Raw genomic sequence first — 20,388 nt, 5'->3', positions numbered from 1 at the left:
CGCTAAGGTCCGGCGCCGCATGAGCCTGACCTGCGTGGGATCCATCGCCTTCGACGCCGTCAAGACCCCGTTCGGGGAGCGCGAGCGGATGCTCGGCGGCGCCGCCACCCACTTCGCGCTGGCCGCGTCGTTCTTCGACACCGTGCACGTCGTGGGCCCGGTCGGCGACGACTTCGGCGACGCGGAGTTCGCCACGCTGCGCACCCGCGGCACCGTCACCGACGACGTCGAGCAGGTCGCCGGCGGCAAGACGTTCTTCTGGAAGGGCGTCTACTCCGAGAACCTCAACCAGCGCGAGACGCTGGTGACGGACCTCAACGTCTTCGAGACCTTCGAGCCCAAGCTCTCGCAGGCCTCCAGGGACTGCGACGTCCTGTTCCTCGCGAACATCCAGCCGGACCTCCAGCTCGGCGTCCGCGAGCAGTGCCAGGGCGCGAAGTTCGTCGCCATGGACTCGATGGACCTGTGGATCAACATCGCCCACGAGTCCCTCGTGAAGGTCATCCAGGCCGTCGACTGCGTGATCCTCAACGACGAGGAGCTCGAGATGCTCACGGGCGCGCCGAACCTCTTCCAGGCCGCGCACGCCGTGCTCGAGATGGGCCCGACGGCGGTCGTGGCCAAGCAGGGCAAGTACGGCGCCGCGCTCTACACGAAGGACGGCTTCTTCGCGCTGCCCGCGTACCCGCTGCGCGAGGTCGCCGACCCGACCGGCGCGGGCGACTCGTTCGCCGGCGGCTTCGTCGGCTACATCGCCTCGAAGGGCGGCGAGGTCACCCACGACGACCTCGTCCGCGCGATGGTCCACGGCACCGCGGTGGCCTCGTACAACGTCGAGGAGTTCGGCACCGAGCGCGTGGCGCGCCTCACCCGCGACGAGGTCGACGCCCGCGTGGCCGACCTCCAGCGGATGACGTCCTTCAGCGTCTAGGCGGCGGCCTGCCCGGCCAGGCCGGGCACCTCGCTGGCCACGAGCTTGGCCAGCTGCGTGCGCGAGCGCAGGCCGAGCTTGCGGTAGATCGAGCTCAGGTGGTACTCGATGGTCTTCGGCGAGAGGAAGAGCTTGCCGGCGACCTCGCGGTTGGTCATGCCGTAGCTCACGAGCCGCGCGATCTGCAGCTCGTGCGGCGTCAGCTCGTCGAGGCCCGCGGCGGCCAGCGCCTCCGGCGTGGGCTCGGGCGCCGTCGTGGCCGGCGCGGTGCGCACCGCGCCCTGGCCCGTCGCCCGCAGCTCGATGCGCGTGCGCTCGGCCCACGCGTCGCTGCCCAGCCGCTCGAAGCTCGCCAGCGCGCCGACCAGCATCTCGCGCGCGTCGGCCCGGCGGCGCTCGCGGCGCAGCCGCTCGCCGTAGGCCAGCAGGGTCCGCGCCCGCTCCCACGGCTGGCGCTCGCGCTCGTGGTCGGCCAGTGCGGTCTCGAAGTGGTCCTCGTGGTCGGCGCCCGTGGCCAGCAGGCCGCGGCAGCGCGCGAGGGCCGCGAGCGCCCAGCGCCCGCCGCCGGCGCCGTCGGCGAACGCCTCGAGCGCCTCGTGGGCGGCGGCGCTGCGCCCCGCACGGGCGTGGGCCTCGACGCGGTCGGCGCCGAAGGCGATGATCGAGCGGCCGAGGCGGGCGGCGCCGGCGATGCGCGCGGCGCGGTCCAGCCACTCGCCGGCCAGCTCGGCGTCGCCCCGGCCCAGCGCATCGAGGCCGAGCGCGTGGTGGGCCAGCACGGCGGTGGCCGAGCCGGCCTCCGCCTCGGTCAGCGCCAGGGCGGCCTTGGCGTGCTCGCGCGCGGCGTCGCCGTCGCCGCGCAGGGCCTCGGCGAGCGCGACGGTCGCGGCGGCCACGGCGCGAGGACCGTCGAGCCCGCCGGTCAGCGCGACGTCGTGGGCCTCCCGGGCGTCGGCCAGCGCGGCGCTCCAGCGCCCGCGGCGGACGTCGAGCAGCGCGCGCGCCCACAGCGGCGCGACGAGCTGCGCCGGCGCGCGGGCCTCGCGCGCGGCGAGCACCAGACGGTCGAGCAGGGCGGCGGCCGGCTCGGGCCGCTCGAGCCAGGCGGCGGCCAGCGCGGCGGCGACCGGCACCTCCGCCGGGACGTCGAGGAGCGCGCGACCGGCGTCGAGCAGGACCGGGAGCGCGCGGTCCAGCAGCGGCGCCGCGGCCTCCTCCTCACCGATGATCGCGTGGGCGTGCGCCCGCAGGCCGTCGGCGAGCGCGCACGCCAGCGGGTCGCGCGCGGTGCGCGCGAGCGCCGCGGCGGTGGTGGCCAGGCGCACGCGCGCCCCGGCCTCGCCGGCCAGCGCCTGGGCGCCGCCGGCCTCGAGCACGAGCCGCGCGGCGAGGCCGGGGTCGCCGGCGGCCTCCGCGGCCCGGGCGGCGCCCACGAGGTCGGCCAGCGCGGTGGCCGTGGCGCCGAGCTGGAGCTCCGCGCGGCCGCGCAGGCCCCGCAGCCGCGCGGCGGGCACGCCCTCCGCCACGCCGGCGCGCTCCGTCGCCTCGAGCGTGGCGAGGGCCTGGACGGGGAAGCCGGCGCGGATCCATGCGGCCGCCGCGGCGAGACGGCGGCGGACCTTCGCGTCGGGGTCCTGCGAGAGCTGGGCGGCGCGGGCCAGGCCCTGGGCGACGACGGCCTGCTCGCCGCGCGTCTCGGGGTCCTGCGCCGCCGCCTCCATGGCGGTGGCGAGCGCCTCGTCGGGTGCGACGGCCGCGAGCGCGGCGTGCCAGGCCCGCCGGCCGCGGTCGGGCGAGACGACCGACAGCGCGGCGTGGACGCGACGGCGCTCGGCGGCCGGGGCGGCGTGGTAGACGACGGCGCGCAGCAGGGGGTGGCGGAACGTGGCCCGGCTGCCGACGGTGAGCAGCCCGGCGCGCTCCGCCGGGGCGAGCGCGCCCGCGTCGAGGCCGAGCTCGGCGAGCCCCGCGTCGAGGACGTCCGTGCGTCCGGAGGCCATCGCGGCGGCGCACAGCAGCGCGGTCCGCGTCGCCGGTGCCAGGGCCGCGAGCGCCACGGCGTGCTGCTCGTGGAGCGCCGGCGGGGCGGGCAGCAGCCACGGCAGCGGCTCGCGCCCCGCGCGCTGCTCGGGATCGAGCAGCCCGGGCAGCTCGAGCAGCGCTCGCGGGTTGCCGGCGGCGGCGTCGACCACGCGGCGGGCGACGGCGTCGACGAGCGGGCCGTCGGACGTCGCCTGGCGCACGAGCGCGAACGCGTCGTCGCGCGCGAGCGGCCGCAGGTCGAGGACCTCGACGCCCGCGAGGTCGTCCTCCACGCCGTGGCCGGCCCGCGCCGCCAGCAGCAGCACGATGCCCGGGCCGCTCAGCCGCCGGGCCGCGTAGCCCAGCGCGAGGCGGGCGTGGCGCCCGAGCCACTGCACGTCGTCGACCAGCACGACGACGGGCTGCTCGCGCGCGGCCTCGCGCAGGAGCGTCAGGACGGCCAGCGGCAGCGCCTCGCGGTCAGCGGGCGCCGGCGGCTCCAGGCCCAGCGCGCCCCCCAGCGCGCGGGCCTGGACCGCCGGCAGCCGGTCACGGAGCCCCAGCACGGGCTCCAGGAGGTCGGCGAGCCCACCGGACGGGATGCCCGCCTCCGCCTCGTGCCCGCGGGCCCGGAGGGCGAGGACCGGGAGGCCGGCGGCCTGCTCAGCTGCTGCCCCCAGCAGCGCCGACTTCCCGATCCCCGCCTCCCCGCGCACCAGGAGCGCGGCGCCCTGGCCGTCGCGCGCTCCGGCGAGCAGGCGCCCCACCCGCTCGCGTTCCCCCTGAAGGCCGACGAGGTGCACGAGGACCGACAGAGTGCTCCGACCGCCCTGGGCACGAGGTACGGCCAGCCCCCCTCCGGCGAGCGGCGGGCTCTACATTGGTCTGCGTGACGACCTTCGCCGACCTCGGGCTCTCCGAGTCGACCCTCCAAGCGCTGCAGGACGTGGGCTACGAGCAGCCGAGCCCGATCCAGGCGCAGGGGATCCCGCCCATGCTCGAGGGACGGGACGTGATCGGCCAGGCCCAGACCGGCTCGGGCAAGACCGCCGCCTTCGGCCTGCCGATCGTCGAGCACGTCGATCCGGACGACTCCGACGTCCAGGCGCTCGTGCTCACCCCCACGCGCGAGCTGTGCATCCAGGTCACCCAGGCGCTGCGCTCGTACGGCACCCGCAAGGGCATCGACGTCGTCGCCGTCTTCGGCGGGGCGCCGATCCGCTCCCAGCAGGCCCAGCTGCGCGCCGGCGGCCAGGTCGTCGTCGGCACCGTCGGGCGCGTGCTCGACCTCATCTCGCGCGGCTCGCTGCACCTGAGCGGCTGTCGCTTCGTCGTCCTCGACGAGGCCGACGAGATGCTCGACCTGGGCTTCCTGGAGGACGTCGAGCGCATCCTGCGCCGCTGCCCCAACGGCCGCCAGACCGCGCTGTTCAGCGCGACGATGGCCCCGCCGATCCGCGCGCTGGCCGACGACTACCTCTACGACCCGGTTCACGTGAAGGTCCAGGCGGCCACGCTGACCGTCGACACCGTCGAGCAGTTCCAGGTCGAGGTGAAGACCGCCGACAAGGCGGAGAAGCTCGTCGAGGTCCTCGCGAGCGAGAAGCCCGACCAGGCGATCGTCTTCGTGCGCACGAAGATCCGCTGCGACCAGCTCTACCGCAAGCTGCGCGACCAGGGGATGAACGTCAAGGCGCTGCACGGCGACATGAGCCAGGGCCAGCGCGACGGCGTCATGCTCGGCTTCAAGGGCGGCCGCGTGCCCATCCTCGTGGCCACGGACGTCGCCGCCCGCGGCCTGGACATCTCGACCGTCACCCACGTCGTGAACTTCGACGTCCCGACCTCGCCGGACGTCTACGTGCACCGCATCGGCCGCACGGGCCGCGTCGGGCGCTCCGGCCGCGCGGTGACCTTCGTCGAGCCGCGCCAGCGCAAGGAGCTCGAGGCGATCGAGGAGCACATCAAGACGGGCCTGACGCCCTGGGAGCCCGGGGCGAAGACCAAGCCCGCCGAGGTGCGCGAGGAGCCCAAGCGCCACGACAAGCCGCGGATCTCGCGCAACGGCGACGAGCCGTACACGACGCTGCTGCTCGCGGGCGGCGAGGACGACGGCCTGGAGCCGGGCGACGTCGTCTCCGCGGTGACCCACGAGGCGGGCCTCGACGGCGAGGCGGTGCGCGACGTGCGCGTCCTGCGGCGCTTCTCGCTCGTGTCCGTGCCGGCCGACGAGGCGACCCGCGTCGTGGCCCAGCTCGACGGTGCGAAGGTGCGCGGCGCGACGTTGCGCGCGCAGGTCGCCGCGGCGTAAGGGCGCGGGACCGAACCTCCGGGTGGCCCCGGGGGTTGTGGCAAGCTGAGACCGTGACGAACCTCCTGCGCGACCCGGACGGCGGCGAGCAGCCGCCTGAGGCGGAGCCCGTCGCCCAGCAGCGCTCCTGCGAGGCCTGCGGCGCGCCGATGGCCGCCGGCCAGGACTGGTGCCTGGAGTGCGGCACGGCCGCCCCGGGCCGCCTGGGCACGCGCCCCGGCATGCGCGCCGCGGCGACGGTCGTCGCGCTGACCCTCGCCCTCGTGGGCGGGGCCGTCGCCGCGTCCTACGCCGCGCTGTCGTCCGACGCCCAGCAGGAGGCCGCCCGCCCCGCGCCGCCCAGCGGCGACCCGGTCGCACAGGTGCCGCCGGCCACCACGCAGCCGCCGGCCATGTCGGTCCCGACCGTCCCGCCGGCCACCACGGTCCCGCCGGCGACGACCCTGCCCGGGACGCCGACGACGCCCACCACGCCGGGCGGCACGCCCACCGTCCCGACGCTGCCGAACCTCCCGACGCCGACGCCGACGCCGACGCCGACCCCCACGCCGACGCCGACCCCGACCCCGACGCCGACCCCCACGCCGACGCCGTCCACCACGACGCCCGACGACGACGACGGCGACGACGGCGACACGACGACGACGCCCACCACGACGACGCCGCGGGACACCGGCCCGACGGCCATCGCGCTGACCGGCGGGATGTCCTCGTCCTACGACCCGTCGCGGCGCGCGACGACGCTCGGCCAGGCCCGCAACGCCACCGACGACGACGCCAAGAGCGAGTGGTTCGCGACGACCGACGGCACCAAGGACATGGCCGTCGGCCTCGTGGTGGACCTCAACGAGCCGCGGGGCGTCCGCGTGCTCGAGCTGGCGACGAAGACGCCGGGCTTCCGCGTCGAGGTCTACGCGTCGGACTCCGACGAGCTGCCGCCCGACGTCCTCGACACGCGCTGGGCGCACATCAAGGACCGCTCGAAGGTCGACGAGAACGGCTCGAACCTCGACCGGAACACGAAGGGCGACGGGCGCGAGCGCATCGTCCTGGGCGGCGGCACCGCGAAGTACCGGTACGTCCTGCTGTGGATCACGACGCCCCCGAAGCAGGGACGCACGGTGCGCATCAGCGACGTGGACCTGCTCGGCTAGCCCGAGCGCCTACCCTGGGCGCCATGTCCCAGGCGACCATGACCACGAGCGAGGGTGCGATCACCCTCGAGCTCTTCGACGACGCGGCCCCGAAGACCGTCGCGAACTTCACCAAGCTCGCAGGCCAGGGCTTCTACGACGGGCTGGTGTTCCACCGCGTCATCAAGGACTTCATGATCCAGGGCGGCTGCCCGCAGGGCACCGGCACCGGCGGTCCGGGCTACACGTTCGAGGACGAGATCAACGACAACAAGGTCGTCCGCGGCGCGCTCGCGATGGCCAACGCCGGCCCGAACACCAACGGCTCGCAGTTCTTCATCGTCACGACCGACGCCGCCCCGTGGCTCGACGGCAAGCACACCGTCTTCGGCCGCGTCGTGGACGGGATGGACGTCGTCGACAAGATCGAGGCCGCCGACACCGACGGGCGCGACCGCCCGACGACCGACATGCGCATCGAGTCGGTCGCCGTCGACGGCTAGCCCGAGGGCACCGGCGGCCCGTCGAGCCCCTGGGGCGCGGCGGGCGCCGGGTCGACGGGCTCGGCGGGCGCGGGCTCGGGCTGGGTCTCGGGCGCCACGTCCACGGGCGGGACGGTCTCGGCCGGCGTCGTCGTCGTGGGGGTCGCCCCCGGCGGCGCGGGCTCGCGCTGCGCGGGCGCCTGCGGCGCGCGCGCCGCAGGCGCCGTCTCCCGTGCCGTCCGCGCGCCGGAGCCCTGCGTGTCGCGCTGGCGGCGGGCACGCCGCCGTGCGCGCGGCCCGGGGCGCTGGGATGCCGGCACGGCGGCCGGCAGCGTCTGCGCGGCGGTCGTCGCGGGCGGTGGGGGCGCGGCGTCGTCGTCGCCCGCACGGGCGGCGAGCACGCCCGCGAGCGCCAGGACGGCGCCCGTGAAGAAGGCCAGCAGGTTGCGGCGCATCGCCATCGCACAACGCTTGTAGCGCGCCGGTGGTGACGCTGTAGAGTTGACGGACTGTCGAACTGCTCTACTTGCGGAGGGCTCCGAGCAATGGCAACCGAAGTCGCCGATGTGACCGTCGCCAACGGCCACGTCGCGCAGGACCAGATCCCGGTCGAGAACCCGGCCACGGGCCAGGTCATCGCCCACGTCCCCGACCTGTCCCCGGAGGACCTCGTCCCGCTGGTGGAGCGCGGCCGCGCCGCCCAGCCCGCCTGGGAGGCGCTCGGCTTCGACGGCCGCGGCCGCGTCCTGCGCCGGATGGCCCGCTGGCTGCTCGAGCACCAGGACGAGGTCATCGACGTCATCCGCTCGGAGACCGGCAAGACCTACGAGGACGCGCAGCTCGCCGAGATCTCCTACGGCGCCGCGGCCTTCAACTTCTGGGCGCAGAACGCCGAGGGCTACCTGGCCGACGAGAAGGTCAAGTCGGCCAACGTCCTCGTGAAGGGCAAGAAGCTCGTCACGCGCTACCGCCCGCTCGGCCTCGTCGGCGTCATCGGGCCGTGGAACTACCCGCTGACCAACTCGTTCGGGGACTGCATCCCGGCCCTGGCCGCGGGCAACAGCGTCATCCTCAAGCCGTCCGAGGTCACGCCGCTCACGAGCCTCAAGCTCGAGGAGGGCCTCAAGGAGTGCGGCATCCCCGAGGGCGTCTTCCAGATCGCCACGGGCCGCGGCGCCACCGGCGCGGCGCTCATCGACCACGTCGACATGATCATGTTCACCGGGTCGACGGCGACCGGCAAGAAGGTCATGGCCAAGGCGGCCGAGACGCTCACGCCGGTCTCGCTCGAGCTCGGCGGCAAGGACCCGATGATCGTCCTCAGCGACGCCGACGTGGAGCGCGCCGCGAACTCCGCCGTCTACTGGGGCATGTTCAACGCCGGGCAGACCTGCATCTCGCTCGAGCGCCTGTACGTCGAGGAGCCGATCTACGACGAGTTCGTCTCGAAGGTCGTCGAGAAGGCCCGGGCGCTGCGCCAGGGCTTCGGCGAGTCGGGCTCGGCCGACGTCGGGTCGATGACCTTCCCGCCGCAGGTCGACATCGTCGAGCGCCACGTCGAGGACGCCAAGGCCAAGGGCGCCAAGGTCCTGGTCGGCGGCGAGCGCGGCAAGGGCCAGGGCTACTGGTTCGAGCCGACCGTCCTCGTCGACGTCGACCACTCGATGGAGTGCATGACCGAGGAGACCTTCGGCCCGACGCTGCCGATCATGAAGGTCCGCGACGAGGAGGAGGCCATCCGCCTGGCCAACGACTCGCCGTACGGCCTGGGCGCTTCGGTGTTCAGCAAGGACGTCACGCGCGGCGAGCGCGTGGCGCGGCGCATCGAGGCCGGCGCGGTCTGCGTGAACGACGCGCTGGTGAACTACACCGCGCTCGAGCTGCCCATGGGCGGCGCGAAGACCTCCGGCCTGGGCACCCGCCACGGCGCGGGCGGCATCCGCAAGTACTGCCAGCAGCAGTCGCTGCTCGTCACGCGGTTCGCCATGAAGAAGGAGCTCTACATGTACCCGTACAACACGCGGGCCACGAAGCTCCTGGGCAAGGCGCTGCGCTTCCTGTACGGGCGCGGCAAGGCCTAGCCGCCGAGGACACCTGACGAGGGACCCGACGGGCCGGCGCTAGCCGGCCCGTCGTGCGACCACGACCAGCCGCTGCGCGGCGCTGTGCAGCGGGTGGCACGTCGTGAGCACGAGGCGCTCGGCGCCCGGGCGCCGGCGCAGGACCGTCGCGTCGTCGGGCCGCACGATCCGCGTGCCCTCGACGCGGTAGCGGAAGGTCCCGTAGGGCATGTGCAGATCGATGCGGTCCCCGCGGCGCAGGCGGTCGGCGTGGCGCAGCGGCGCGCCGTAGGTCGTGCGGTGGCCGGCGATGGCGACGGTGCCGCCCTGGCCGGGCAGGGCCGTCTGGGCGTAGTGGCCCGGGCCGCGCCGGAGGTCGTCCTCGGCGACGCCCTGCACCACCACGACGTCGAGGTCGAGGCGGTCGATGCGCAGCCGGCCGGCCGCGGCACCCTCCGCGAGCGTCGCGCCGAAGCGCTGGGCCAGCGCGCGGAGGCCGGCCTGTGCCGGGGTGCCGCGCAGCAGCGGCGGCAGGGCGTCGGTCCCGGTCACGGGCAGGGTGACGTCCCGCGCGCGCTCGGGCTCGCCGGTGAGGGCCGGCAGCGCGCGGGCGCTGACCGCGGGCAGGGCGAGGCCACGGGGGCGCGTCGCCAGGCCGGGCAGGGCGGCCGTGCGCACCGCCGCGAGCGGCGAGCCCATCTGCAGCGGCTCCACGCGGGCGGGGCGGGCCGCCAGCGGGCGCCACAGCCGCTCGGTCGCCGCCAGCTCGTCGCGCAGGCGGTCCTGCGCGCGGGCCTCGCGGACCGCGCTCACCGGCTCCTGCCAGACGACCGTCAGCACGCCGTCGGCCAGGAGGGCGCCGCCGGCGAGCAGGAGCGTCCACGCAGCGACGAGCCGGGCGCGCACCGCGATCGTGCTCAGCGCCCCCCGAGGTCGTCGACGAGCCGCAGCAGGTCGAGCGGGCTGAACGGCTTGGTGAGGAAGAGGTCGGCCCCCGCGGAGCGCGCCTCGTCCTCGAGGTCGCCGCCGCCCGCGGCGGTGAGCATGACGATGGTCGCGCCGCGGCCGTCGTCGCGGGCGCGCAGCTCCCGGCAGGCCGAGATGCCGTCCATCCGCGGCATGTCGATGTCCAGGAAGACGATCGCCGGCGGGCTGTCGGCCGCGGCGTCCAACGCCTCGACGCCGTCGCCGGCCTCCCGCAGCTCGAAGCCCGCCACGTCCTCGAGGGTCGTGGCGACGAGCTTGCGGATGAACGGGTCGTCGTCGACGATCAGCACCGTCCGGGTGGCGGTCATCCGATCGTCCTCCGGATCGTCTCGAGCTCGCTGTCGGTGACGCGCTTGAACGCCTCGACCACGGCCGGGTCGAAGTGGCTGCCGGCGCCCGCGCCGATGATCGACCGCGCCTCGGCCAGCGACGACGGCGGCCGGTACGGGCGCTCGGTGGTGACCGCGTCGAGCACGTCGGCCACGGCGAAGACGCGGGCGGCGAGCGGGATCTCGTCGCCCGCGAGGCGGTCCGGGTAGCCCGTGCCGTCCCAGCGCTCGTGGTGGTGGCGGACGACGAGCTTCGCGTCGCCCAGGAAGTCGATCCCCTGCACGATCTCCCAGCCCACGACGGGGTGGCGCTCCATGAGCAGGCGCTCCTCCGCGGTCAAGGGCTCGGGCTTCCAGAGGATCGCGTCGGGCACCGCGACCTTGCCCACGTCGTGCAGGAGGAAGCCGAACTCGATCTCGGGGTCCTCGGCCAGCCGCGTGCCGGTCTCGCGCGCGATGGCCAGGCCGTAGGCGGCGACGCGCTCGGCGTGCTTGCCGGTGTAGGCATCACGCGCCTCGACCGCGTTGCACAGCGCGCGCACGGTGGCCATGTAGGACTCGCGCAGGCGCTGGGCCGCGGCGCGCTCCTGCTTGAAGGTCTCGCGCAGGTCGGCGGCGTAGCGCTCGAGCTGACGCTCCTTCGCGGCCGCCTCGCGCTCGACCTGGGCCAGGCGGTCCTCGAGCGCCTCGTGCAGAGACCCTTCGGCCATCCGGTGCTCAACCTACCCCGATCGCGGGGCCGTCGCGCCCAGGAGGCCGAGCACGGTCTCCCCGGCGTCGGCCAGCGGGACGGGGTCGGCGTCGAGGCGGGCGTAGCCCGGGGCGCCGTCGCCGGCGCTCACGACCACCACCGCGCGGCGCAGCCGGCGCCCGCGCAGGTCCAGCGCGGCGAGCACCTCGTCGGCGGCGGGCAGCCCCGCGTCGAGCAGGGCGACCTCGAAGCGGTGGCGGCGGCAGAGGCGCTCGACCTCCTCGGGGGTCTGCGCCCACTCGTGGTGGATGCCCAGGCCGGCGAGCATCCCCTGCAGCTCGTCGCGCACCGTCGCGCGCCCGCACGCCAGGACGCGGACGCGGCCGGCCAGGACGGCGGCGCCGAGGGCGTCGGCGAGCTCCTCCGGGTCGATCGGCTTGGCGACGTGCCACTCGCCCGAGAGCGCCTCACGGCCGGAGAACACGGAGACGACGACGGCCGGGAGGTGGGCGAGGTCCGGGTCCTCGCGCAGCGCGCGCAGGACCTCGAAGCCGCTCATCCCCGGCATGAGGACGTCGACCGTGAGCGCGTCGAAGTGCTCGCGGGCGAGGAGGTCGAGGGCGTCGGCGCCGCTGTGGGCGACGGTCGCCTCCACGCCGTAGGGCTCGAGGCGGTGGGCGATGAGCTCGGCGATCTCCGGCTCGTCGTCGACGACGAGCACGCGGCGCCCCCGCAGCGCCTCCCGCGCCGGGTCGCCGTCGACGGCCAGCGGCGCGAAGGGCAGGACGACGGTGAACGTCGTGCCGTGGCCGGGCTGGGAGGTGATGTCGATGCGGCCCTCGTGGAGGTCCACGAGCGACCGGACGATGGCCAGGCCGAGGCCGGTGCCGCGCGAGTCGGCCGACGACGACGCGCGGGAGAAGCGGTCGAAGACGTGCTCGAGCTCGTCCTCGTCCATCCCGCGCCCGGTGTCGGACACGGTGAGCTCGACGCCGTGGGGCCCGTGGGCGAGCGCGACGCCGACCCGGCCGCCCTCGGGCGTGTACTGGTGGGCGTTGGTCAGGAGGTTCGTGAGGACCTGGCGCATGCGCGCCGCGTCGGCCATCGCCCGCGGGACCCCGTCCTCGATGCGCACGTCGAGCAGCTGGCCCTTCTCCTCGATGCGCCCCCGCAGGAGCATCGTGACCTCGCGGACCACGTCGGAGAGGTCCGTCGGCCGGCGGTGGACCTCGACGAAGCCGGCCTCGAGGCGCGCGACGTCGAGCAGGTCGTTGACGAGGTCGACCAGGCGCTGCGTGGAGAGCTCGACGATCTCGACGAACTCGCGGTGGCGGTCGCTGAGCCCGGGCGCCGCGGCCAGGAGCTCGATGAAGCCCTTGATCGACGTGAGCGGGCTGCGCAGCTCGTGGCTGGCGGTGGCGATGAACTCCGACTTGAGCGCCTCGAGCCGGGCGCGCTCGGTGGCGTCGCGCAGCGTCCACACCACGCCGGGCGGGCCGTCCTCGAGCACCGCGGCGGTCAGGGCGAGGGTGCGGTCGCCGTGCTCGACGAGCACCTCGTCCCTGCGGGCGTCCTCGGGGTCTGGCAGGTCGAGCCCGGCGTCGCTCACCGGCTTGCCGACCGTGAGGCCGTCGACCATCGCGCACGCCCGCGGGTTGGTGAAGCCGACGGTGCCGTCCGGGCGCGTGACGATGAGGCCGTCGCCGAGCGAGGCGACCATCGTGGCCAGGCGGCGGCTCTGGGTCTCGAGGCGGTCCCGGGCGCCGGCGAGCTCCTCGGCCATCGCGTTGAACGAGCGGGCGACCTCGCGCAGCTCGGTCGGCCCGCGCTCCTGCACGCGGGCGTCGAGGTCGCCGCTGGCCAGGCGGCCGCTGGCGCGCACGAGCCCCTCGACCGGCCGGCGCACGGCGGACAGCAGCACGGTCACCAGCGCGCCCGCCGCGAGGACGGCGAGACCGCCGCCCACGAGGATGGCGATGATCGCGCGGCGCTGGCCGTCGCTGGCGTCGTCGCGGGCGACGGCGATGCGCACGCGCTGGCGATCGGCGAGCTCGGTGACCGGGCGGCGGGCGGCGAGCGCCTCGTCGGTCCCGGCGCCCACCCGGCGCAGCGCCGCCTGGGCCTGGGCCGCGTCGGCGACGAGCCCCGCGCTGGGGACGTCGCCCTGCGCGCGGGAGCGGGTGTCGGCCAGCGCGGCCGCGAAGGCGCGGCGCGCACGGCGGCGCAGCGGCGCGTCCTGCGGCGCGGTGGCCGTGCGCAGGGTCGCCTCCTCGACCACGCCGGCCGCGAGCAGCCGGGCCGCGGCGGCCTGGAGCTCGAGCGCCTCCGCCAGGCGCTCCTCGTAGTCCTGGCGCGTGTCGTACAGCGAGGCCACGCCGAGACCCGCGATCGTCGTGAGGACGAGCGTGAGCCCGAGCAGGGCGAGCCGCAGGGTGCGGGCGAGCGAGAGACGGCGCACTTGGGTGCGACGCTACCGACCATCCAGCCCTTCTGACAGGGCTAGGCTTGACACCGTGTCGCTCGTCCGCGCCTGGGTCCGCGCGCTGGTCGGTGCCTCGGGTGCCGCGCTCGCCGTGCCCCTCGCCCTGCTCGCCGCCCTGGCGGTGACGGCGGGCCTCGGCGGCAGCAGCGGCATCGAGGGCATCGGTCAGATCTTCGGTGGACCGGCGGTGCCGGCGGCGTCACGCAGCGCCGACCAGGAGCGCACCCGCACGCGCGACACGGTGCCGGCGGTGCCCCGCGCCCGGTCGCGGTCGGCCGCCCAGCGGCGGGCCGCCGCACGCCGGCGTGCCGCGGGCGGCGCCACCACGGACACGTCGCCGGGCACGACCCCACGCCGCTCCCCGGGCGCGCCGTCGGCCGTCGGGCGCGGCGACCGCTCGCCCACGACGGTCCCGCCGACGCGCCGGCGGCCCACGACGACCACCACGACGCCCCCGCCGGCGCCCACGCCGACGACGCCCACCATCCCGGACGACCCCGACGAGGGCCCGGTCCGCGAGGTCGGGACGGCGCTCGCCGAGACCGTCCGCCAGGTGCCGCTCGCCGGCCAGCCCGCCGCCGACGTCGTCCAGACCGTCGTCGACCTCGTCGCCCCGCCGCCCCGGGCCGGCGGCGCGGCGCAGCGCAGCGTCCCGGCCGCACCGGCCCCGCCGGAGCCGGTCAGCCCAGCAGCTGCGCCGGCGTCAGCCCCGTGAGCCGCTTGACGTCGTTGCTCAGGTGCGGCTGGTCGGCGTAGCCGGCGTCGAGCGCCAGGCGGGCGAGGTCGCGGTCGGCTGAGCGCTGGGCCAGGGCGCGCAGGCGTCGCAGCCGCAGGACGCGCTGGAGGACCTTCGGGCCGTAGCCCACCGCGGCGTCGCAGCGGCGGCGCAGCTGGCGGTCGCTGAGCCCCAGGCGCGCGGCGACGTCGCCGACGCGGGCGCCCGGCACGGCGAGCTGCACCGCAGCGGCCTGCACCGCGGCGTCAGGCCCGTCCGCCACCCCGTGGGCGAGGGCGGCCAGGGCACGCAGCGCGTCGCGCGGGTCGAGGTCGCCGGGCAGGGCGGCGTCGGCCCGGGGGAGGACGTGCCCGAGCGCGACGCGCTGGTCGCGCACCTCGGCCAGCGGCAGCCCGAGCGCCGCGCCGCCCGCGCCGGGTCGCAGCCGCAGACCGGCGATGACGGTGCCGGGCGCGACGTCCACGAGGACCGGGCCGGTGTCGGGCCCCGCGACCTGCGCGCCGGCGCCCGCGCGCCAGACGACGTCGACGCACGCGTCGGGCAGGACGCGGACCGTCTCGGCCCCGGCGCCGCGGCGCACCCACAGGCACGCGACACGGTCGCGCAGCGCCGGCGGGGGTGCGAGCTCGCGGTACACGCCGCCCCAGGGTGCCACCCGCGGCCGTTTCCTCCAAGACCTCGCGCCGCGCGGTCTGGTCGACTGCCGGCCATGGCCGACCTCCACGCCGCCGAGCAGTTCGTCCACGGCACCGGGCGCGTCCTGGACCGCCGCCGCCTCGACGTCCTCCTGCACGGGGCCGACCCGACGCCCGTGCGCGACGCCGTCGCGGCCTACCGCAACGCCGACGGCGGCTTCGGCCACGGACTGGAGATGGACGGCCGCGGGCCGGCCAGCCAGCCCGCCAGCGTCGAGCTCGCCCTGCGCACGCTGGACGAGTGCGACGCCTGGGACGAGGCGCTGGTCCGGGGCGCCTGCGACTGGCTGCAGGCCACCGCGCCCGACGCGGGCGGCACGCCCTTCGTCGACCCGGCGATCGAGGGCTGGCCGCACGCCCCGTGGTGGGTGCCCGAGCCCGGCCTGCCGCCGTCGCTGACGACGACCGGCCAGGTCGTGCGGCCGCTGCTGGCCCGCGGCGTCGAGCACCCGTGGCTCGACGGGGCGCTCGAGTGGCTGTGGACGCAGGTCGACCGGGTCGAGGAGCTCGAGGGCATCGGCGGGGGCTACGAGCTGCGCGGCCTGCTGTGCTTCCTGGACCGCGTGCCCGACGAGGCCCGCGCCCAGGCGGCGCTCGACCGCGTGTGGGAGCAGGGGGTCCGCGCCGGCCTCCTCGCCGTCGACCCGGCCGCGACCGGCGAGGTCCAGCGCCCGCTCGACCTCGCGCCGGTCCCCGGCGGCCGGCTGCGCGATCGCCTCGCGCAGGCCGTCTGGGACGACCACGTCGACCACCTCGCCGCGGCCCAGCGCGAGGACGGCGGCTGGACGTTCAGCTGGCCCGCGTGGTCGCCGGTCGCCGAGGCCGAGTGGCGCGGCGTCGTGACCGTCGACGCGGTTCGCGTGCTGCTCGCCCACGGGCGCACGTAGCGCGGCCGGTGCGCGAGGATGCGCGCCGGTGGAGGTCGAGCCGCTCCAGCTCCTGCCGGCGCTGCTGTCCATGGCGCTCTACGCGCGGCGGGCCCAGACGCTGCGCGGCACGCCGCGGGCGGTGCCGTCGTGGCGGCAGTGGTGCTTCCACGGCGGCGCGCTCGTCGTCGCCCTGACGCTGAGCTCGCCGCTGGGCGCGCTGGCCGACGAGCTCTTCTGGGCGCACATGGTCGAGCACCTGGTGATCGTCGACCTCGGGGCGCTCCTGCTCGTCCTCGGGCTCACCGGGCCGGTGCTCGCGCCGGTCCTGCGGGTGCCGGCGCTCGCGCCGCTGCGCGTGCTCGGCCACCCGCTCGTGGCGCTGCCGCTCTGGGCGGTCAACCTCGGGCTGTGGCACGTGCCCGTGCTCCACGAGGCGGCTGTCGAGCACGACGCCGTCCACGCCCTGCAGCACCTGCTCTTCCTCGCGACGGGCGGTGCGGTGTGGCTCGCGCTGCTCGGCCCGCTGCCCAAGCCGGCGTGGTTCGGCAACGGCTGGCGGCTGGGCTACATCGTCGGCGTGCGCCTCGCGGGCGCGGTGCTGGCCAACGTCCTGCTCTTCGGCGGCGGCCCGTTCTACGACGTCTACGCCGCCGGCGAGGCCTCGCACGGCCTCGACCCGCAGGACGACCAGGCGATCGCCGCCGGGATCATGATGGTCGAGGAGTCGGTCCTGACGATCTGCCTCTTCTGCTGGCTGTTCCTCAAGGCCGCGCGGGAGGGCGAGGAGCGCCAGGAGCTGCTCGACCTCGCCCGGGCGCGCGGCGTCGAGCTCACCGACCAGCGCGCCGCGCGGGCGGTCGCCGCGGGGCGCGGCGCCGAGCTGCGCCGGCGGCTCGAGGACGAGCATGAGACGTCTGCCACGAGGGCATGACACGATCAGGTCCGACGATGGGGTTCCGCAGCCAGCTCGACAGCGTCCTGCGCACGCCGCAGGGCAGGAAGGTGCTCGACGAGGCGCTGCGCCTGGCGCGCGACCCGCTGCAGAAGCAGCGCCTCGAGGAGCTGCGCGCGCAGGTCGTCGCTACGGCGAAGCCGGCGGCGCGTCCGCGCCGGCGGGCGCCCCAGCGCTGACGCCCAGCACCTGCTCGAGCTCGGCGATGGTCGCCGCCGCCTCGCGGTGGGCGATCGTGTGCACCCCCATCGCCCGCGCCGGCTTGAGGTTGCCGGGGAGGTCGTCGACGAAGACGAGCTCGGACGCCGGCATCCCCATGCGCTCGACGGCGAGGTCGTAGATGCGCTGCTCGGGCTTGCGCACGCCCTCCTCGCCGCTGATGACGCGCACGTCGAAGAGCTCGTCGAACAGCGCGAGGTCGTAGGACGCGCCGGCCGGGCCCCACGAGTTCGAGAGGATCCCGGTGCGGATCCCCGCCGCCCGGAAGCGCTGCACGGCGGCGACCATCGCGTCGTCGATCGCCATGCCGGAGAAGAGGCGCTCCACCAGGCCCGGGGCGCGGTCCGCGGCGAGGCCGAGGACCTCGGCCAGGCCCTGCTGGAACGGGTCGAGCTCCATCCGGCCCGACTCGAACTCGACGAGCAGCTCGCGGCCCCGCGGGTCCTCGAGGAACGCCTTGCGGACCGCCTCGGGCGCCAGCGACTCGGCCTCGCAGAAGCGCTGGAAGGCGGCGAACAGGTTCGTCGTCATCACGCCGCCCCAGTCCATGAGCAGGCCGCGACGCGCCTCAGCCACGGGCCAGCTCCTCGGCGCGGTTGGCCAGCTCGACGACGCCCTCGCCGAAGGACTTCAGGAACGGGTCGTCCGTCGAGCCCGACACCGCGCGCTTGTAGTTGCCCTCCATGAAGACGATCGACTTCCACAGCGCCAGCGTCTGGTACCAGCGGATGTCGGTCATCGACCGGCCCGAGCGCTCCTCGTAGCGGGCGACGAGCTCGGCCCGCGTCGGGAAGCCCTCCTGCCGGGTCACGCCGCTGAGCTCGAACATCCCCAGCGGGGGGTCGTCGCGGTCGACCCACAGGGTGCAGAGGTAGCCGACGTCGGCCAGCGGGTCGCCGATCGTCGACATCTCCCAGTCGAGGATCGCCGTGAGGCGCGGCGGGCCGGCGGCCATGAGGACGTTGCCCAGGCGGTAGTCGCCGTGGACGACCGTGGCCGGACCCGACTCCGGGAGGTTGGCCTTGAGCCACTCGGCGACCGACTCGACGGCCGGGATCTCGCGCGTCTTGTTGTGGTCCCAGAGGCCGAGGAAGCGCCGCAGCTGGCGCTCGAGGTAGCCCGTGGGCTTGCCGAAGCCCTCGAGGCCGGCGGCCTGCCAGTCGGCGGCGTGGACCTCCACCAGCCCGTCCACCAGCTCCTCGCCGATGCGCCGGCGGTCCTCCGGGGAGTCCAGCTCGGCCGGCAGGTCGCCGGTGATGGCGTGGCCGGCGACGAGCTCCATGACGTAGAACGGCGCGCCCACGACGGCGTCGTCGTCGCACACCGCCAGGACCTCGGGCACGCGCGCCTTGCCCTGGAGCGCGCCGATGACCCGCGCCTCGCGCAGGACGTCGTGCGCGCTGGGCGGCAGCGGGCCGCGCGGCGGGCGGCGCAGCACGAACTCGCGGTGGCCGCGGGTGATGGCGTAGGTGACGTTCGAGTGGCCCTCGCCGACGGGGCGCACGTCGGGCTCGCCGCTGCCCAGGCCGTGCGCGTCGAGGAACGCCAGCAGCGGGTCGAGGACCAGCAGGGGCTCGCGCTCGTTGGCCTGCCCCTCGTCGTGGGTGCGCACGACGTCGTCCGCGGCGATCTGGTGCAGCCACGCCATCAGACGAGGTCCCCCGTCGCGGCCTTGGTCGACTCGCCCTGCAGCGCGAGCTTGAAGCACTCGCGGGCGATGACCATCCGGTGGACCTCCGAGGCGCCGTCGTAGATGCGCGCGGCGCGGGCGTCCTCGTAGATGCGGGCGATCGGCAGGTCGTAGGTGATGCCCGCCGCGCCGAAGGCCTGGACGGCGCGGTCGGCGATGCGGCCGAAGGCCTCCGAGACGAACGTCTTGACCATCGCCACCTCCTGGCGGTGCGGGAGGCCGTGCTCGACCTTCCAGGCGCAGTGCAGGACCATCAGCCGCGACGCGTAGAGGTCGATCGCGCTGTCGGCGACGGCGAACTGCATCGCCTGGTGGCGCGCCAGCTCCTTGCCGAACGCCTTGCGCTCCATGAGCCGGGTCGAGACGAGGTCCAGCGCGCGCTGGGAGACGCCGATCCAGCGCATGGCGTGCGCGAGGCGCCCGCCGGCGAGGCGCTGCTGGGCGATCTTGAAGCCGGCGCCCTCCTCGCCGAGGAGGTTGTCCAGCGGCACGCGGACGTCGCGCAGCTCGATCACCGGGTGGCCGCCGGGGGAGTGCGAGCCCATGAACTGCGGGTGGCGCACGACCTCCCAGCCGGGCGTGTCGGTCGGGACGAGGATGAGCGAGTAGTTGCGGTGCCCCGCGGCGGGGTCCACGCCGGTCTTGGCCACGACGATCGCGAAGGCGGCGCCCTCGGCGCCGGTGATGCACCACTTCGTCCCGTTGATGACCCACTCGTCGCCGTCGCGCACGGCGGTCGTCTCGAGGTTCGTGGGGTCCGACGAGGCGACGTCGGGCTCGGTCATCGCGAAGCAGGAGCGGACCTTGCCCTCGGCGAGCGGTCGCAGGTAGGTCTCGAGCTGGTCGGGCCGGCCCGCGATGAGCAGCGTGTGCATGTTGCCCTCGTCGGGCGCCATGGCGTTGAGGCCCAGCGAGGCGAGGCCGCTCACCCCGCACTCCTGCGAGATGAGTGCCATCCCGAGCACGCCGACCCCGAGGCCGCCCCACGCCTCGGGCAGGTGCGGGGTGAAGATGCCCAGCTCGCGGGCGCGGTCGCGCAGGCGCTCGACCACGTGCCACGAGCCGAGGACGTCGGCCGGGTCGGCGATCTCCTGCTCGGCGGGGAGGACGTCCTCCTCGATGTAGGCACGGATGCGGCCCAGGAGCTCCTGGAGCTCCGCCGGGATGGTGAAGTCGATCGTGCCGGCGCCCGGGGGCGCGGCGGTGGGCGAGGTCACAGGACGTCCTCCATGAGGTGGCGGAAGCGGGCGATCCAGCGCGCCTGGGTGGCGGCCGGCTCGAGCTGCTGGACGAGGAAGCCCTCGAGCGCGGCGTTGATCGTGAGGCCGAGGGCCTCCGCGTCGCGGCGAGGGTCGATGGAGCCGTCGCGCTGGCCCTGCTGGACCAGGGCGACCATGTGGTCGCGCTGGCGCTGCTGGACGCGGCGCGCGATCGGCGCGAGCTGGGGCAGCGACGTCGTCGCCGCCAGGTGCAGGGTCGTGAGCAGCCGGTAGAACGGGGTGCGGGAGCCGTAGAGCTCGCCCGAGGCGTCGATGAGCGCCAGCAGCCGCTGGCGTCCCGTGCCCTGGGCGGAGGCGGCCATGGCGCGCTCGGCGTGCCGGTTGATCGCCTCCTTGTAGACGGCCTCGACGAGGCCGTCCTTCGACCCGAAGTGGTGGTACAGCGCGCCCTTCGTGACGCCGACGTCGGCGCCCACGGCCTCGAAGCTCGCCCCGAGGCCGTCCTGCGCGAAGCGGGCGATCGCGGCCTCGATGAGCCGGGCCCGGGTCTCCTCCGCCGCGGCGGCGCGCGTCGTCACC

Annotated in this window: 20 protein-coding genes; 9 read left to right on the top strand and 11 right to left on the bottom strand. The window is 75.8% G+C overall.

Annotation, left to right across the window (positions count from 1 at the left end; all coding sequences use genetic code 11):
* Positions 1-19: 19 nt before the first annotated feature.
* Positions 20-931: a PfkB family carbohydrate kinase gene (locus JUB12_RS12835; protein WP_205695820.1), complete on the top strand. Its 912-nt coding sequence runs from the start codon at positions 20-22 to the stop codon at positions 929-931.
* Here JUB12_RS12835 and JUB12_RS12830 read toward each other — a convergent pair.
* Positions 928-3,756: a LuxR family transcriptional regulator gene (locus JUB12_RS12830; RefSeq protein WP_256436485.1), complete on the bottom strand. Its 2,829-nt coding sequence runs from the start codon at positions 3,754-3,756 to the stop codon at positions 928-930. The two genes, JUB12_RS12835 and JUB12_RS12830, sit on opposite strands and share 4 nt — an antisense overlap.
* A gap of 86 nt (positions 3,757-3,842) precedes the next feature.
* Here JUB12_RS12830 and JUB12_RS12825 point away from each other — a divergent pair, with 86 nt between their 5' ends.
* Genes JUB12_RS12825 through JUB12_RS12815 form a run of 3 tightly spaced genes read left to right on the top strand, consistent with a single transcriptional unit; the run spans position 3,843 to position 6,900 of the window.
* Positions 3,843-5,264 carry a DEAD/DEAH box helicase gene (locus JUB12_RS12825; protein WP_205695818.1) on the top strand — a complete coding sequence of 474 codons (1,422 nt, stop codon included), beginning with the start codon at positions 3,843-3,845 and terminating at the stop codon, positions 5,262-5,264.
* 53 nt (positions 5,265-5,317) lie between these two features.
* Positions 5,318-6,418: a hypothetical protein gene (locus JUB12_RS12820; protein WP_205695817.1), complete on the top strand. Its 1,101-nt coding sequence runs from the start codon at positions 5,318-5,320 to the stop codon at positions 6,416-6,418.
* A gap of 23 nt (positions 6,419-6,441) precedes the next feature.
* Positions 6,442-6,900 carry a peptidylprolyl isomerase gene (locus JUB12_RS12815; RefSeq protein ID WP_205695816.1) on the top strand — a complete coding sequence of 153 codons (459 nt, stop codon included), beginning with the start codon at positions 6,442-6,444 and terminating at the stop codon, positions 6,898-6,900.
* Here JUB12_RS12815 and JUB12_RS12810 read toward each other — a convergent pair.
* Entirely contained in the window at positions 6,897-7,340 is a 444-nt protein-coding gene (locus JUB12_RS12810) for a hypothetical protein (RefSeq protein ID WP_205695815.1), read from the bottom strand. The two genes, JUB12_RS12815 and JUB12_RS12810, sit on opposite strands and share 4 nt — an antisense overlap.
* Before the next feature lie 84 nt (positions 7,341-7,424).
* Here JUB12_RS12810 and JUB12_RS12805 point away from each other — a divergent pair, with 84 nt between their 5' ends.
* Entirely contained in the window at positions 7,425-8,960 is a 1,536-nt protein-coding gene (locus JUB12_RS12805) for an aldehyde dehydrogenase family protein (RefSeq protein ID WP_205695814.1), read from the top strand.
* A 39-nt stretch (positions 8,961-8,999) separates the two neighbouring features.
* Here JUB12_RS12805 and JUB12_RS12800 read toward each other — a convergent pair whose 3' ends face one another.
* The 4 genes from JUB12_RS12800 to JUB12_RS12785 are packed head-to-tail and all read right to left on the bottom strand — an operon-like array spanning position 9,000 to position 13,404.
* Positions 9,000-9,845, bottom strand: a complete 846-nt coding sequence (locus JUB12_RS12800; RefSeq protein WP_205695813.1) for a class E sortase — start codon at positions 9,843-9,845, stop codon at positions 9,000-9,002.
* Between the two features lie 11 nt (positions 9,846-9,856).
* Positions 9,857-10,234 (bottom strand): response regulator, encoded by a 378-nt coding sequence (locus tag JUB12_RS12795; protein WP_205695812.1) that lies wholly within the window; start codon positions 10,232-10,234, stop codon positions 9,857-9,859.
* Entirely contained in the window at positions 10,231-10,965 is a 735-nt protein-coding gene (locus tag JUB12_RS12790; RefSeq protein ID WP_205695811.1) for an HD-GYP domain-containing protein, read from the bottom strand. The genes JUB12_RS12795 and JUB12_RS12790 overlap by 4 nt, the downstream gene beginning before the upstream one ends.
* Before the next feature lie 12 nt (positions 10,966-10,977).
* A complete protein-coding gene (locus tag JUB12_RS12785; protein WP_205695810.1) occupies positions 10,978-13,404 on the bottom strand; it encodes an ATP-binding protein in 2,427 nt (808 codons plus the stop codon).
* A 55-nt stretch (positions 13,405-13,459) separates the two neighbouring features.
* On the opposite strand from JUB12_RS12785, the gene JUB12_RS12780 reads away from it, so the two are divergent.
* A complete protein-coding gene (locus JUB12_RS12780) occupies positions 13,460-14,143 on the top strand; it encodes a hypothetical protein (RefSeq protein ID WP_205695809.1) in 684 nt (227 codons plus the stop codon).
* Here the strand turns inward: JUB12_RS12780 and JUB12_RS12775 are convergent.
* Positions 14,109-14,801 carry a helix-turn-helix domain-containing protein gene (locus tag JUB12_RS12775; protein ID WP_205695808.1) on the bottom strand — a complete coding sequence of 231 codons (693 nt, stop codon included), beginning with the start codon at positions 14,799-14,801 and terminating at the stop codon, positions 14,109-14,111. The genes JUB12_RS12780 and JUB12_RS12775 overlap by 35 nt on opposite strands.
* A 72-nt stretch (positions 14,802-14,873) precedes the next feature.
* Here JUB12_RS12775 and JUB12_RS12770 point away from each other — a divergent pair, with 72 nt between their 5' ends.
* Genes JUB12_RS12770 through JUB12_RS12760 form a run of 3 tightly spaced genes read left to right on the top strand, consistent with a single transcriptional unit; the run spans position 14,874 to position 16,859 of the window.
* Positions 14,874-15,746: a hypothetical protein gene (locus JUB12_RS12770; RefSeq protein ID WP_205695807.1), complete on the top strand. Its 873-nt coding sequence runs from the start codon at positions 14,874-14,876 to the stop codon at positions 15,744-15,746.
* A 28-nt stretch (positions 15,747-15,774) separates the two neighbouring features.
* Positions 15,775-16,659, top strand: coding sequence for a cytochrome c oxidase assembly protein (locus JUB12_RS12765; protein WP_205695806.1), 885 nt, complete (start codon positions 15,775-15,777; stop codon positions 16,657-16,659).
* A 17-nt stretch (positions 16,660-16,676) separates the two neighbouring features.
* Complete coding sequence (locus tag JUB12_RS12760) at positions 16,677-16,859, top strand: hypothetical protein (RefSeq protein WP_205695805.1); 183 nt, start codon at positions 16,677-16,679, stop codon at positions 16,857-16,859.
* On the opposite strand, the gene JUB12_RS12755 is transcribed toward JUB12_RS12760, so the two are convergent.
* The 4 genes from JUB12_RS12755 to JUB12_RS12740 are packed head-to-tail and all read right to left on the bottom strand — an operon-like array spanning position 16,810 to position 20,387.
* Positions 16,810-17,475 carry an HAD family phosphatase gene (locus tag JUB12_RS12755; RefSeq protein ID WP_205695804.1) on the bottom strand — a complete coding sequence of 222 codons (666 nt, stop codon included), beginning with the start codon at positions 17,473-17,475 and terminating at the stop codon, positions 16,810-16,812. The two genes, JUB12_RS12760 and JUB12_RS12755, sit on opposite strands and share 50 nt — an antisense overlap.
* Positions 17,468-18,547 (bottom strand): phosphotransferase family protein, encoded by a 1,080-nt coding sequence (locus JUB12_RS12750; RefSeq protein WP_205695803.1) that lies wholly within the window; start codon positions 18,545-18,547, stop codon positions 17,468-17,470. The genes JUB12_RS12755 and JUB12_RS12750 overlap by 8 nt, the downstream gene beginning before the upstream one ends.
* Positions 18,547-19,806 (bottom strand): acyl-CoA dehydrogenase family protein, encoded by a 1,260-nt coding sequence (locus JUB12_RS12745; RefSeq protein WP_205695802.1) that lies wholly within the window; start codon positions 19,804-19,806, stop codon positions 18,547-18,549. The genes JUB12_RS12750 and JUB12_RS12745 overlap by 1 nt, the downstream gene beginning before the upstream one ends.
* Entirely contained in the window at positions 19,803-20,387 is a 585-nt protein-coding gene (locus JUB12_RS12740; protein ID WP_205695801.1) for a TetR/AcrR family transcriptional regulator, read from the bottom strand. Before JUB12_RS12740 ends, JUB12_RS12745 begins: the two co-directional genes overlap by 4 nt.
* Position 20,388: the final 1 nt, after the last annotated feature.

Origin of the sequence: Conexibacter sp. SYSU D00693, assembly GCF_017084525.1 — a bacterium.
GTDB lineage: Bacteria > Actinomycetota > Thermoleophilia > Solirubrobacterales > Solirubrobacteraceae > Baekduia.
This window is presented reverse-complemented; position numbering and strand designations above follow the sequence as displayed.

What these genes read in the sequence shown, in the direction of transcription:
- JUB12_RS12835 (WP_205695820.1), top strand. Translation starts at nt 20, where the DNA reads ATGAGCCTGACCTGCGTGGGATCCATCGCCTTCGACGCCGTCAAGACC.
- JUB12_RS12815 (WP_205695816.1), top strand. Translation starts at nt 6,442, where the DNA reads ATGTCCCAGGCGACCATGACCACGAGCGAGGGTGCGATCACCCTCGAG.
- JUB12_RS12810 (WP_205695815.1), bottom strand. Translation starts at nt 7,340, where the DNA reads ATGGCGATGCGCCGCAACCTGCTGGCCTTCTTCACGGGCGCCGTCCTG.
- JUB12_RS12805 (WP_205695814.1), top strand. Translation starts at nt 7,425, where the DNA reads ATGGCAACCGAAGTCGCCGATGTGACCGTCGCCAACGGCCACGTCGCG.
- JUB12_RS12795 (WP_205695812.1), bottom strand. Translation starts at nt 10,234, where the DNA reads ATGACCGCCACCCGGACGGTGCTGATCGTCGACGACGACCCGTTCATC.
- JUB12_RS12790 (WP_205695811.1), bottom strand. Translation starts at nt 10,965, where the DNA reads ATGGCCGAAGGGTCTCTGCACGAGGCGCTCGAGGACCGCCTGGCCCAG.
- JUB12_RS12770 (WP_205695807.1), top strand. Translation starts at nt 14,874, where the DNA reads ATGGCCGACCTCCACGCCGCCGAGCAGTTCGTCCACGGCACCGGGCGC.
- JUB12_RS12760 (WP_205695805.1), top strand. Translation starts at nt 16,677, where the DNA reads ATGGGGTTCCGCAGCCAGCTCGACAGCGTCCTGCGCACGCCGCAGGGC.
- JUB12_RS12750 (WP_205695803.1), bottom strand. Translation starts at nt 18,547, where the DNA reads ATGGCGTGGCTGCACCAGATCGCCGCGGACGACGTCGTGCGCACCCAC.